Below are 13229 nucleotides of genomic sequence, written 5' to 3' on the forward strand. Positions count from 1 at the left end.
AGAAAAGATCATGCGCAGCAAATATCGTCTCGGCATCGATGCCGGCGGCACCTTCACCGATTTCGTCCTGGCCGAGCAGGCCGGCGGCAACCGGCTCTACAAGGCGCTCTCGACGCCGGCCGATCCGACCATCGCCATCAGGAACGGCCTGTCGCTGATCGCCGAGGACCTGGACGTCCCACTGGACGAGATCATCCCCAATTGCGATTTGTGCATCAACGGCACGACGGTCGGCCTCAATGCGCTGATCCAGCACAAGGGTGCGCGCACGGGGCTGATCTGCACGGCGGGCCACGAGGATTCCATCGAAATCCGCAACGGCCACAAGGAGGACGGCTATCGCTACGACGCCGACTATCCGCCGGCCGTGATGCTGGTGCCGCGCAATTTGCGAAAGGGTGTGCGCGAGCGGGTATTGTCGAACGGTGAGGTGCGAACGCCGCTGACCGAGGACGACGTGCGCGCGGCCTGCGAACACTTCCTCAAGGAGGGTGTCGAATCGGTCGCGATCTCGTTCGTCTGGTCGGTTCTCCATCCCGAGCATGAGCGGCGGGCGGGCGAGATCGTGCGCGAGATGATGCCGGACGCCATTTTGACGCTCGGCTCGACGCTCTATCCGCAGGTGCGCGAATATACGCGGACCTCGACGGCGGTGACCAACGCCTATCTGGCCCCGACGCTGAAGAAGTATGTCGGTGCGGTGGACGCCTATTTCCGCTCGCTGGGAGCGAAGCACCCGGTGCGCTATTTCCAGTCGAACGGGGGCCTCGCCATCGGCGAGGCGATGACGGACCGCTCGGTCTACGCGATCAACTCCGGCCCGGCCTCGGCCCCGCTCGCCGGCCTCCACGTCTCCGCGCCGTTCGACGAGACCAACGTCATCACCATCGACATGGGCGGCACGTCGTTCGACATCACGCTGACGCATGAAGGCGTGACCAACCTCAACAAGAACATCGACTTCCTGCGCTACCGGATCGGCGTGCCGATGATCCAGGTCGAGACGCTGGGCGCGGGCGGCGGCTCGATCGGCTGGATCGACGAGATGGGGCTGTTGCAGGTCGGCCCGCAAAGCGCCGGCTCCGACCCCGGCCCCGCCTGCTACGGCCAGGGCGGCACGGAGCCGACGACGACCGACGTCAACCTGGTGCTCGGCTATCTGAACCCCGACGGCCTCGTCGGCGGCCGCCTGCCGCTCGACCCGGAAAAGGCCGAAACGGCGATCCGCACCAAGGTCGCCGAGCCGCTGGGCATTTCGCTGGAAAAGGCCGCCTACGGCATGTTTACCATCGTCAACGCCAACATGGTCAACGGCATCAGGCGCGTCTCGATCGAGCGCGGCTACGACCCGCGCGATTTCGTGCTGGTCTGCGCCGGCGGCGCGACGGGCGCGCACATCACGGCGCTAGCGCGCGAGATGGGCATCACGCGGATCATCGTGCCGAAGCTGGCCTCGGGCCTCTGCGCCTTCGGCCAGATCATTTCGGACGTGAAATACAACTATATGGCAACTTGCCCCGTGCGCCTCGACAATGAGGACGCCTATCGCCGTGTCAACACGCTGTTCCGCGATCTGGAAGCGGAAGGACAGGCGCATCTGAAGGCCGACGGCTTCGGCGACGACCAGATCCGCATCAAGCGCAGCCTCGACATGCGCTATGTCGGGCAGGTGCATGAATGCACGGTGGAGGTCGACAATTTCGAGATCGGCGCGGAAACGGTCGAACGGCTGAAGGACGCGTTCCACCGTCGGCACGAGCAGCTTTATACCTATGCCGAGCCGAACAACACGGTCGAGATCGTCAACATCGAGAGCACGCTCTACGGACTGGTCGCCAAGCCCGGCGACAAGGCGCTGGCGAAGGGCGGTAATGTCGATACGTCACTGAAGGGAACGCGCCAGGCGATCTTCTCGGCCGACGGGAAACGACGGCGCGTGCCCGTGCATGACGGGGCAAGGCTTGGCGCGGGCGACGTGGTGACGGGGCCGGCGATCATCGAGGAGACGACGACGACCATCGTCATCGAGCCGGGCTGGCGGGCGGAACTGCACGAGAGCGAGTCGTATGTGGTGACGCGGGGTTGACTAAAGCGCGATGTCGTAGGTCAGCCACTCGGTCCGCTTGGCCAGCCGGTCATAGGCGGCGCGGGCGCGGTAGTTGTCGTCCTTGGTGATCCAGCGGATGACGGTCCAGCCGCGGCTGCGGCCTTCGTCGGAAATGGCGGCGATCAGTGCCTGGGCGGCGCCCGAGCCGCGGACGTCCGGATCGACGAAGAGATCGTCGAGGAAGCCGCCGCGTGTGGCCGAGAGCGGGCGGGTGAACTGGCGGAAATGGGCGAGGCCGACGATGCGGCCTGTGTCGTCGGCGGCGAGGAAGCCCTGCTCCTCCTCGTCGGGCGACTGGAGCCAGCCCCAGACCCGGTCCCGCATCTCGCCCGTCTGCTCGACCTTGTAAAAACGGGCGTAGGCGGCATAGAGCCGGTCCCACTCGGCGCGGTGCTTCGGTGCGGGCCGGATGATGGTGACTGCCAAGGCGAAATCCTTCTTGAAGAATCAGGAGGCGCGCTTCAGGCCGCCGGCCGGGTCGCGCACGAGTTCGGCCCAGCGTCGCACGAGGTAGTTGTGCTCGTCCATGGTCGTGTTCCACAGCGCGATATGCGAGGCGCGGCTCCAGTAGGATCCGCCGGAGCGGACCGCGCCGAGTTGGATCGCGGGCTTGCCCTCGGGGTCGTTGAGGACGCGGCGCGCGGACTTGCCCTCGTACCAGTAGTCCCACTCTTCGGGCTCGAGGTGGTCGCGGACGGGTTCGGTGACCGACATGTAGTAGCCCTGTCGCGCGACGACGGCGCCCGGCCAGCCGGACAGCGACCAGTTGAGATAGGCGTAAGCCTGATCGAGGCGGTGACCGGTCAGATGCCGCGCGAGGCAGAGCCCGCCATGCCAGGCGCGATAGCCCTCGACGGGAACGGCCTGGCGGATGCGCAAATGCCGGCTCTTCAGCGCCACCGCGCTCGGGCTCCACATCGAGCCGGCCCACACGTCGCCGCTTTCCATCAAGGCGGTGGCCTCGGGCGCGGTGCGCCAGAAGGTGTGGAAATGGCCCTTGCGTTTCAAGGCAAGCGCGAAATCGAGCAACTGGTCGATCTCGTCGACCGTCATGTTGCCGAGCTGCTTGAACGCCATCTTGCGCGCGGCACGGAAGGCGAGCGCGAGGTCGAATATGCCGATCGCCGGCTCGTCGACGATGGAGACGTGGCCGCGCCAGCGCGGGTTCAGGAGTTCGGCCCAGGAATGGACGTCGCGGTCGGTGTCGATGCCGGTCGCCGTCTCGTTGATGCCGAAGGAATCGAAATTGTGGACCGTCGGCAGCATGGACAGATAGGGCGTCGGCACGGAGGACAGCGTGTTGTCCTGCTGCACGTAGAGCCGCGTGACCGGCGCATCGCCGAAGCCGAGCGGCGCGGCGGCGTTAATGCAGCCCTTCTTGGTCAGGTCGTTGACGCGAGGCCACAATTCGATGCGCTCGATCTCGATCGGCTTGATGGCGCGCCAGTGCCAGACGATATCGAGATTGTGGAAGCACTGGTCGTAGATGTCGTAGCGGTCGGGCTCGGTCGCGGCGAGGCGTTGCGCGGTGACGAAATCATGCTGCTCGAAGGCGAGCTCGAAGCCGAGATCGCGCTGGGCGCGGGCCTGCAACTGGCGGAACGGCGTGATTTCGGTGCACAGCACGCGCAGGGTCTGCGGCCGGGGTATGTGAACGGCGGGCGCCGCGATGGCTTCATTGTCCTCAAGGGTCATCCGGTCTCCTATCGCGGGGCTGCGCTTTCGAGGCAACCGCTTGCGCGATGCGACAGCACTTTTTCCGACAGCCTGTTGAACACATGGAACGAGGCTTCGATCCGTGCCGGGTCGAGATCGTCGACGATGAAGACGATGCGCGAGAGACGATCCGCATCGGGCCAGCCGCTCATGTGAACCGGCGCATGAACGAGGCGCTGGACGCCGTGAATGGCGACCGGACGGTCTTCGCCGGCGACGTTGAGGATGCCCTTGACGCGGAAGATGCGATCGCCATGCCGGTTCAGGAGCATGGTTAGCCAGACGCCGAACGCGGTCCAGTCGACCGGGCCGTCGACGGTGATGGCGAAGGAGCGGATTTTCGCATCGGCCGCGTCGTCGGCGTGATGGTGGCGGTGGTGATGATCGTGGTCGTGTGCGGCGTGGCGCGCGGCCGCGTCCCAACCTTCGGTGCGGAGCGCGGCGCTCGACGCGATGAAATCCATTGAGGCCGCGTCTGCGGCGACGACCTGACGCGCCGTCGGATTGAGGCGCGTGAGCGCGGCGCGAAGGTCGGAGGTGCGGGTCTCGTCGGCGAGGTCGGTCTTGGTGATGACGACGACATCGGCCGCGCCGACCTGGCGGATGGCTTCGAGACGGTCGGAAAGTTGCTTCGCGCCATTTACGGCGTCCACCGTGGTCACGACATTGGCGATGGAAAAATGGCTGCGCAGGACGGGGTGCGACTGGATGGTCGAAAGCGCGGGGACCGGATCGGCGAGGCCCGTCGTCTCGATGACGACGCGGTCGAACCAGGGGATGTCGCCCCGCGCGCGCTGCGAATGAAGGCCGAGCAGCGCGTCCGCGATCTCGCCGCGCACGGTGCAGCAGATACAGCCGGACTTCATCAGGACGACATTGTCGTCGATCCGGTCGAGAAGGTGATGGTCGAGCCCGACTTCGCCGAACTCGTTGATGAGGACGGCGGCGCTGGCCATGGCCGGGTCGGTCAGGAGCCGCTGCAAGAGCGTCGTCTTGCCCGAACCGAGAAAGCCGGTGAGGAGGTTGATCGGCGTGGCACCAATGGGCTGCTCGCTCATGACAGCGCCTTCAACTGCTCCAGATAGATGGGATCAAGCGGGTCGAATTCGCGGCCGGCCATCGCTTCGGCTTCAGGCCACAGATGGGCGAGGCTGTCGAAGATCTGCGTGCGACCGGTCGGGCTCGACAGAACATATGACGTGCCCTGCCACTCGGAGACGCTGATGCGGCGCGGCGACAGGACGGCATTGGCGAATTTCATCCGGTCCGCCGCCTCGCGACGGCGCGAGAGCCGGTCGATGTTGCGCGTGTAGACGCCCGGACGGGCGATGGCGCTCGTCCAGTGATCGTCGCACCCCAATATGCCGCACAGCGAACACATGACCGGATTCTCCTTTTCGCGCCTATTTCTTGCGCGGATGGCGCCTGGCGAAATCGTCGGCCATCTCGTTCATGGTCACGAAGCGCACGCCGTCGTGGCCCTTGATGTATTCATAAAGCCGCTCGAGCATCAAAAGCACCTGCGGGCGACCCGACACGTCCGGGTGGATGGTGATCGGGAAGACGGCGTAGTCCATCTCGCGATAGACCCAGTCGAACTGATCGCGCCACATCTCCTCGATATGGCGCGGGTTGACGAAGCCGTGGCTGTTGGGCGCCTTCTTGATGAACATCATCGGCGGAAGGTCGTCGAGATACCAGTTGGCGGGGATCTCGATCAGGTCGGTTTCCTCGCCGCGCGTCAGCGGCTTCATCCAGTCGGACGGCCTGGCCGAATAGTCGATCTTGGTCCATTTGTCGCCGACGCGCACATAATAGGGCGTGAAGTCGTTGTGCATCAGCGAGTGGTCGTACTTGATGCCCTTCTTCAGAAGCAGTTCGTTGGTGACGTTGGAGAATTCCCACCACGGCGCGACATAGCCGGTCGGCCGCTGGCCGGAAAGCTTTGTGATCAGCTCGATGCACTTGTCGAGAACCTGCTCCTCCTGCTCGGGCGTCATCGCGATCGGATTTTCATGGCTGTAGCCGTGGATGCCGATCTCGTGGCCGGCATCGGCGACCGCCTTCATCTCGTCCCAGAAGGTCTCGGCCGAATGGCCCGGGATGAACCAAGTCGTCTTGATGCCCCAGCGCTCGAACATCTTCAAAAGACGGGGCGACCCGACCTCGCCGGCAAACATGCCGCGCGAGATGTCGTCGGGTGAGTCCTCGCCGCCATAAGAGCCGAGCCACCCCGCCACGGCATCGACGTCGATGCCGAAGCCGACCAGAATTTCCTTAGCCATTGCCGATCTCCCTTGGATTGATTGAGCTTCTCGCGTTCATCCCCTGGCGACCAGGGTGACGTTTTCGGACGGGCAGTCGACCGTGACGGCATCGCCGACGGCGAGTTGCATCAGGTCGTGATTGTCGGTGCCGGTCTCGACGTCGACGCGCTGGCGCCCGTCGAGATCGATCTGGAAATGCTGGACGCTGCCGACCGCATGGCGCATCGCGATCGTGCCGTTGAGACGGTTTTCGGCCGGACGCGCATCAGCAGCGCCGCGCCTTGAAATCCGCATCGCCTCGGCGGGAATGGCAACCAGTACGCCCGCGCCCGCCCGGACGGTTTCGGCGGGGCGTCCGCGCATCCTGCCGAACGCGGTGTCGACCGCGCCCATGCCGTCCTCAATGGCCAGATTGCTGCCTTCGATGATCGCATTGGAGCCGATGAAGCGTGCGACGAATTCGGTCTTCGGATTGGCGTAGACGTCGTGCGGCGTGCCGATCTGCTCGACACGGCCACGGTTCATCACCACGATGCGGTCGGACAGGCCAAGCGCTTCCGACTGGGCGTGGGTAACGAAGACGAAGGTGATGCCGAGTTCCTTTTGCAGGAGCTTCAGTTCGTTCTGGATGACGCGGCGCAGATTGGCGTCGAGCGCGCCGAGCGGTTCGTCCAGAAGGAGAATGTCGGGCTCGACGACGAGACCGCGGGCGAGCGCGATGCGCTGGCGCTGGCCGCCGGAAAGCTTGTCCGCCTTGCGGTCTGCGAATTGCGTCAGGCCGAACATGTCCATGATGCGGTCGACCTTTGCGGTCTTCTCCGCCGCCGACAGCGCCTTCACGTCAAGGCCGAAGCCGATGTTCTGGCGCACGGTCATGTGCGGGAAGAGCGCGTAGTTCTGGAAGATCATCGAGGTCGGGCGTCGTTCCGGCGGGATCGACGAGACGTTCTTGCCCTTGATCAGGATGTCGCCGTTCGTGATGTTCTCGAAGCCTGCGATCATGCGCAGCGTCGTCGACTTGCCGCAGCCGGACGGTCCCAGAAAGGCGACAAATTCGCCCTTTGCGACGTGCAGATCGAAATCGGAGACTGCGACCGTGCCGTCCGAATAGGTCTTGCCGACGCCAATGAGTTCGAGATCGTACATGCCGAATTTCCGATGCGACATTGAATGACAAATGCCCCGCGCGCCGGGCGGCCCGGCGCACGGGAAAGCTTGGGTCAGGCGTTGAGGAATTCGTCCCAGCGCTGGATCAGATAGTCGTATTCGTCCGGCCACTGGTGCCAGTAGGCGACGTTGGCCGAACGCTCCTCGAGCGAGCCGCCGTCGCGCAGGTCACCCTCATTGATGCCGCGTTCGGATTCGCCGACCCAGGGCTGGCCCTCATACCAGAAGGCGTATTTGTCCGGGTCCATCGCGTTTTTGATGTTGGTCGAGGGCGAGTAGTAGCCCTGTTCCGTGACGGCGATGGCGGGCGGGCCGGAGAGCCAGTAATTGGCATAGGCGATGACGGCCTCGCGATTGGGCGAGCCGGCGATCAGCGAGGGGCCGATGGTCCAGCCGCGCGTGCCTTCCTTGGGGGTGGCGTATTTCGCCGGGCGTCCCTGCGCCTTCACCGCCATGACGGCCGGCTGCCAGGCGTCGGAGACCACCATCTCGCCGGATGCCATCAGATTGACGAGTTCGCCAAAATCGCCCCAGAGCGCGCGGAACTGGCCATCCCTCTTCTTGGATATGAGGAAGGCCGTCGCCTCGTCGATTTCCGCGACGGTCGGGTTGCCGGGATTCTGCGATTCCAGTTCGCCGAGCGTGTTGAGCGCGATGATGGCCTGGCCGAAGGCGATCAGCGGATCGACGTTGAGGCCGGACCTGCCCTTCCACTTCTCATCGAAAAGCGCGGTCCAGCTATTGGCTTCCTCCTCGCTGACGACTTCGGGATTGTAGCCGATCGAATCGAAATTATAGACGGCGGGGACCATGTAGAGTTCGGTCTGGCCTTCGTCGGCCCAGATCTGGCCGACGATCTGCGCCTTGCGCTCCCACTTGTCGTTCTCGGTGGTGAAGGTGTCGCGGATCGAGTTCCAGTTGGGGATTTCGGAGACCGGGATCGGCTCGACATTGTTGGTGGCGATGACGGCGGGCAGGCGTTCGGCGATCACTTCCCAGCAATCATAGTCGCCCGCGCCCGACAGGATGCGCGTCTGCGCGTCGGGGAAGGTCGAGGCGGTGCCTGTCGCCGAGCCGATGCCGCTTTCCTGCTTGAAGGAATCGAGGATGCGGTCCTGCACGGTGACCGAAAGGCCGATGGTGCGAAGCTGCTGGTCGGCGAGCGACTGCGCATAAGCCTTCTGGCGGGCGAACGGGGCGAACCCGCCCATCGCGAGCGCCATGGCTCCCGCGCCCCCCTTGAGCATCGTGCGTCTGTTCAACATTGGATGCTTTCTCATCTGACTGTTCCCTTTGTTCTGATTGCCCATTTTTCAGTAGCGCCCCACCAGGAGGCCTCCATCAACCGCGATCACCTGACCTGTCAGGTAGCGTGCCGCGGAGGAAGCGAGGAAATGGATGACGTCGGCGATGTCGTCCGGCTCGCCGAGCCGGCCCATCGGGATGAAGGCGGCGGCCTTTTCGGCGCCCTCCGACCCAAGCGAGTGCTTTTCCGACAGAAGCTGCGCGGTGCGGATATAGCCGGGCGCAACGCCGTTGACGCGGATGCCCTCCCCCGCAAGCTCGACGGCGAGGCCGCGCACCAGCCCGACGACGCCGGCCTTGGCAGCGGAGTAGTGAACGTGCTCGTCCCAGCCATAGGCGACGCCCATGATCGAGGACAGGCAGACGATCGCACCGGCCTTTTTGGCCCGCATCGACGGCAGCGCCGGCCGGATGACGCGGATCATGCCCTTGAGGTCGATGTCGAAGGTTTCGTCCCACTTCGCGTCGGAAAGCTCGGCGAGCGGCACGCGGTGCGCGATGCCGGCATTGGCGACGATGACGTCGAGCCCGCCGCGCTCGGCATCGATGCGGGCGACGAGCGCGTCGGCTTCGTCGGTCGAGCGCACATCGAGCCGGGCGAACTCGGCCGAGCCGCCGGACGCCTTGATCTCGTCGGCCACCGCCTGGCCTTCCTTTTCGAGCACATCCGTCACCACGACATGATCGCCCGAGCGCGCGAAGGCGAGCGCGGCGGCGCGGCCGATGCCGATGCCGCCTCCGGTGACGAGGATGGTGCGTGGAGTGGCGGCTTTGTTCATCGGGCTATCTTTCCTGTCAAAGCATCACGTCGCCGGAATTCGGCCCGAGCGTCTGGCCGACGAAGAGCGCCCCATCGGGCGAGGCGAGGAAGGCGACGGCTCCGGCCACCTCATGAGTCTCGCCGAACCGGCCGAGCGGGAGTTCGGCGGCCTTGGCCTTTTTCCAGTTGGCCGACAGCGCCTCGACCAGCGGCGTGTTGATGGGACCGGGCGCGATCGCGTTGACGCGCACGCCCTTCTTCGCGACCTCGCGGGCGAGCGACTTGGTCATTGCGATGATCGCGCCCTTGGCGCCGGCATAGTGGACGAGTTCGACGCCGCCGACCTGGCCAAGCTGGGAGGCGACATTGACGATGACGCCCTCGCCGGCCGCGAGCATCGACGGCAGCACCGCCTGGCACATCAGGAACGTGCCGCGCACATGGACGGCGAACATGCGCTCGAACTCGGCGAGTGAGATGTCCAGGAACGCGGCCTGGTGGCCATGGCCGGCATTGTTGACGAGAAGCGCGACGGGGCCGAGCTTGCCCGCGACGTCGGCGACGAGCCTCGTCACGGCGGCCGGATCGGAGATGTCGGCGGGAAATGCTTCGGCCGTGCCCCCGGCCTTCGCGATCGCATCGACGGTTCGCGCGCAAGCCTCGGGCTTCAGGTCGTTGACGGCGACCCGATAGCCCTCGGCGGCGAGCCGCGTTGCGATTCCCGCGCCGATGCCCGATCCGGCGCCGCTGACGAGTGCGGTCTTCGCGCTCATGCCTCGGCCTCCTGGCCCTTGAAGGCCTGGCCCTTGCGCACGGCGCGCAGCATCAGGAGCGCGTAGATGGCCAGCAGCGTGAAGGAGAACAGCGTGGTCAGGACGCCGAAGGCGAAGATGTTCGGATAGATCTCGACCGAGAACGTGCCGTAGATCGTCAGCGGCAGCGTCAGGTCGCGGCCCGAGGTGAAGAGCGTGCGCGAGAACTCGTCATAGGAGAGCGTGAACGAGAACAGCATGGCGGACAGGACGCCGGGAAAGATCATCGGGAAGGTCACGCGCCGGAAGGTCTGCGCCGGCGAGACGCCGAGCGAGAGCGAGGCTTCCTCGACGCTGCGGTCGAAGCGGTTGAAGATCGCCAGCATGATCAGAAAGGCGAAGGGGAAGGTGTAGACGACATGGAGGACGAAGGCCGTACCCCACCAGGCGCGCGCCACGCCGGCCATGTTGGAGAACAGCGCCATGCCGAGGCCGACGAGCACGCCCGGCACGATCATGCCGAGAATGACGAGGTAGAAGACGACGCCCGAGCCCTTGAAACGGGTGCGGAAGCCCTGCGCGGTCATGACCCCCAGCACCGTCGAGACCACCGTCGTCATGAAGGCGAGCGTGAGCGAGCGCAGGAGGCTGTCGCCGATGGGGAGCTGCGTGATGCGGCCGGGCGGCGTCAGGCCGAGAAGATGCTGATACCAGTAGGTCGACCATTCGATGATCGGGAACTGCGGCCCGCCGCCGGCCCCCTGGAAGGACAGGATCGCGAGCACGATCATCGGGCCGTAGAGGAACAGGATGAAGGCAGCGCAATAGACGGCGAGGACGGGCTTGAGGACGCGCGATTCCATCGGCCTACATCTCCTTCCTGAGATTGACCACGCGCAGCATCACCGTGATGACGATGGCGATGATGATGGTCAGGATGACGCCGGCGACCGAGGCGAAGGCCCATTTGAGCGAACCGACCTGACTGACGATGATGTTGCCGAGAAGATTGACCTTGCGGCCCGACAGCGAGGCGGCGGTGGCGAACTCGCCCAGCACCATGACCGAGACGAAGATCGCGCCGACGACGACGCCTGGAAGCGACAGTGGCAGGATGATCTTGAAGAAGATGCGCCAGAAGCCGGCGCCGAGGTCGCGCGCCGCCTCGATGATGGACGGATCGATGCGCGACAGCATGAAGGTGATCGGCCCGACCATGAAGACGCAGTAGATCTGCGTCATGCCGACGAGCACGGCGAATTCGGAAAAGAGCAGCGTCGTCAGCGGCGTGTCGATGATGCCGAGATTGATCAGGATCATGTTGATCGCGCCCTCGGTGCCCAGCATCGGCCGCCAGGCGATGACGCGGATCAGGAACGAGGTCCAGAACGGGATGACGCAGATGACGAGGAGCGCCGTCTGCAACGTCTGGTTGCGCACGAAAAGGCCGATGAAGAGCGCGACGGGATAGCCGATCAGCAGCGTCGAGACGAGCACGATCGCCCAGATGCGCACCGTGGTCCAGGTGGCGGAAATATAGGTGGAGCTCGACAGGAATCGCTGCCAGCTTTCGATGGTGAGCGTCGGCTCGACGGTGAAGGTGGTCTGCGTCCAGAACGAGACATAGACGACCATCAGGAGCGGCAGCACCATGAACAGCGTCATCCAAGCGATGCCCGGCGTGACGAGGAAGAGCGCGCGGCGGCGCTCCTCGCGCTCGCGTTTTTCAGCAGGCGAGGAACTGCCCTGGCTCCGGGCAAGGCCGGACGCGGCGCGCCTGTTGTCGGCGATTTCCATCAGGCGGCCCTTTCGAAGAACGGAACGATCTCGGCCGGATCGAAGACGAGGCTGTAGACCTCGTCCGCGGCATAGGTTTCGGGCACCGGCCCGGACAGATGAGAGACGACCTGCATGAGTTGGCCGTCTTCCGTGCGGAAGAAGGACAGGACGCTCGACCCGGTGAACTCGCTGGTGATGAACCGCGCGCGAAGCGCGGCGTTCCCGGCCGAATTGGCGGGGCGCACGCTGATGCGGTCGAAGCGCAGCGCGACCTCGACCGGTGTGCCGTCGCGCGCCGAAGAGGGCGCGGGCAGCGGAAAGGCGGCGATGGGAGAGCGGAACCGGCCACCCTCCATCTTGCCGGAGAGGATGTTGTAGGCGTTGAGATGGCGCGCGACATCGGCACTGCGCGGCTCGGAAAAGAGCGTCGCGGCCGGGGCGAACTGGGCGATCGTGCCGCGCGACAGGACGGCGACGATGTCGCCCATCAAAAGCGCCTCCGTCTCGCTGCCGGTGACATGCAGGAACGTCACCTTCAGGCGCTGGCGGATGTGGCGCAGTTCGTCGCACATGCGCTCGCGCAGATTGGCGTCGAGCGCGCCGAGCGGTTCGTCGAGAAGGACGATGCGGGGCTCGGTGACGAGCGTGCGGGCCAGCGCCACGCGCTGGCGCTGGCCGCCGGAAATGGCGGAGACCTTGCGGGAGGCAAGCCCCTCGAGACCGACGAGACGGATGATGTCGTTGACCCGGTGCGCGACCTCGGCGGCGTCGGTGACGGGCGCGGCCTCCCGGTAGCGCAGGCCGTAGGCGATGTTGTCGCCGACGCTCAAATGCGGGAAGAGCGCGAAGTTCTGGAAGACGAAGCCGATGTCGCGGCGATGCGGCGGCACGCCGTCGAGGCGCTTGTCATCGAGCGTGACAGTGCCGGCATCCGGCTCCTCGAAGCCGGCGATGATGCGCAGGAGCGTGGTCTTGCCGCTGCCGCTCGCGCCGAGGACGGAGACGTAGCTGTCGGCCGGCACGGCGACGTTCAGCCGGTCGAGCGCGACCGTCTCGCCATATCGCCGCGATACCGAATTCAGTGCCAGCATCGGCCAACTCCCGAGCGTTCCCACGCTTTCTAAATTGATTATGTATACAAACACATCTACATTAACCCTCGCAAGTACCAAACGTGGGTTTTTTTGGTGCCTGGAAACCACCTTGGTCAAATATCCGAGAGGTCATGTTTTCTCGGATATGCAAGCGATTTCATTTCAGGCTGCATCGGCAGAATGCAGCCTGCTCACTGGTTAGGCGTCACGGGCGACGGTCGCCTATAAAATGATCTTTGTATACGTTATAATATTACATTTGCCAATTTCCCGATTGAACCA

At 64.9% G+C, this 13229-nt stretch carries 13 protein-coding genes; 1 reads left to right on the forward strand and 12 read right to left on the reverse strand.

Features of this window, described 5'->3' with window-relative positions; all coding sequences use genetic code 11:
• The first annotated feature begins 10 nt into the window (after window positions 1-10).
• Window positions 11-2086 carry a hydantoinase/oxoprolinase family protein gene (locus PZ895_RS18600; RefSeq protein ID WP_275840474.1) on the forward strand — a complete coding sequence of 692 codons (2076 nt, stop codon included), beginning with the start codon at window positions 11-13 and terminating at the stop codon, window positions 2084-2086.
• Here the strand turns inward: PZ895_RS18600 and PZ895_RS18605 are convergent, their stop codons facing one another.
• The 12 genes from PZ895_RS18605 to PZ895_RS18660 form a co-directional block, all read right to left on the reverse strand.
• Window positions 2087-2533, reverse strand: coding sequence for a GNAT family N-acetyltransferase (locus PZ895_RS18605; protein WP_275840475.1), 447 nt, complete (start codon window positions 2531-2533; stop codon window positions 2087-2089).
• A 21-nt stretch (window positions 2534-2554) separates the two neighbouring features.
• The gene (locus tag PZ895_RS18610) at window positions 2555-3802 is read right to left on the reverse strand and encodes an extracellular solute-binding protein (RefSeq protein ID WP_275840476.1); all 1248 of its coding nucleotides are present in this window, start codon (window positions 3800-3802) and stop codon (window positions 2555-2557) included.
• An 8-nt stretch (window positions 3803-3810) separates the two neighbouring features.
• On the reverse strand, window positions 3811-4881 hold the full coding sequence (locus tag PZ895_RS18615; RefSeq protein ID WP_275840477.1) for a GTP-binding protein: 1071 nt from the start codon (window positions 4879-4881) through the stop codon (window positions 3811-3813).
• Entirely contained in the window at window positions 4878-5204 is a 327-nt protein-coding gene (locus PZ895_RS18620; protein WP_275840478.1) for a hypothetical protein, read from the reverse strand. The genes PZ895_RS18615 and PZ895_RS18620 overlap by 4 nt, the downstream gene beginning before the upstream one ends.
• Window positions 5205-5226: 22 nt before the next feature.
• Complete coding sequence (locus PZ895_RS18625) at window positions 5227-6108, reverse strand: polysaccharide deacetylase (RefSeq protein ID WP_275840479.1); 882 nt, start codon at window positions 6106-6108, stop codon at window positions 5227-5229.
• Window positions 6109-6144: 36 nt separating this feature from the next.
• On the reverse strand, window positions 6145-7236 hold the full coding sequence (locus tag PZ895_RS18630; protein WP_275840480.1) for an ABC transporter ATP-binding protein: 1092 nt from the start codon (window positions 7234-7236) through the stop codon (window positions 6145-6147).
• Between the two features lie 74 nt (window positions 7237-7310).
• Entirely contained in the window at window positions 7311-8537 is a 1227-nt protein-coding gene (locus tag PZ895_RS18635) for an extracellular solute-binding protein (protein ID WP_275840481.1), read from the reverse strand.
• A gap of 33 nt (window positions 8538-8570) precedes the next feature.
• Complete coding sequence (locus PZ895_RS18640) at window positions 8571-9341, reverse strand: SDR family NAD(P)-dependent oxidoreductase (RefSeq protein ID WP_275840482.1); 771 nt, start codon at window positions 9339-9341, stop codon at window positions 8571-8573.
• A 16-nt stretch (window positions 9342-9357) separates the two neighbouring features.
• On the reverse strand, window positions 9358-10095 hold the full coding sequence (locus PZ895_RS18645) for an SDR family oxidoreductase (RefSeq protein ID WP_275840483.1): 738 nt from the start codon (window positions 10093-10095) through the stop codon (window positions 9358-9360).
• On the reverse strand, window positions 10092-10937 hold the full coding sequence (locus PZ895_RS18650; RefSeq protein WP_275840484.1) for an ABC transporter permease: 846 nt from the start codon (window positions 10935-10937) through the stop codon (window positions 10092-10094). Before PZ895_RS18650 ends, PZ895_RS18645 begins: the two co-directional genes overlap by 4 nt.
• Window positions 10938-10941: 4 nt before the next feature.
• The gene (locus tag PZ895_RS18655) at window positions 10942-11871 is read right to left on the reverse strand and encodes an ABC transporter permease (protein WP_275840485.1); all 930 of its coding nucleotides are present in this window, start codon (window positions 11869-11871) and stop codon (window positions 10942-10944) included.
• Window positions 11871-12944: an ABC transporter ATP-binding protein gene (locus PZ895_RS18660; protein WP_275840486.1), complete on the reverse strand. Its 1074-nt coding sequence runs from the start codon at window positions 12942-12944 to the stop codon at window positions 11871-11873. The genes PZ895_RS18655 and PZ895_RS18660 overlap by 1 nt, the downstream gene beginning before the upstream one ends.
• Window positions 12945-13229 lie beyond the last annotated feature (285 nt).

The sequence above is a fragment of the Mesorhizobium sp. YIM 152430 genome, from assembly GCF_029210365.1.
Taxonomy (GTDB): Bacteria; Pseudomonadota; Alphaproteobacteria; order Rhizobiales; family Rhizobiaceae; genus Aliihoeflea.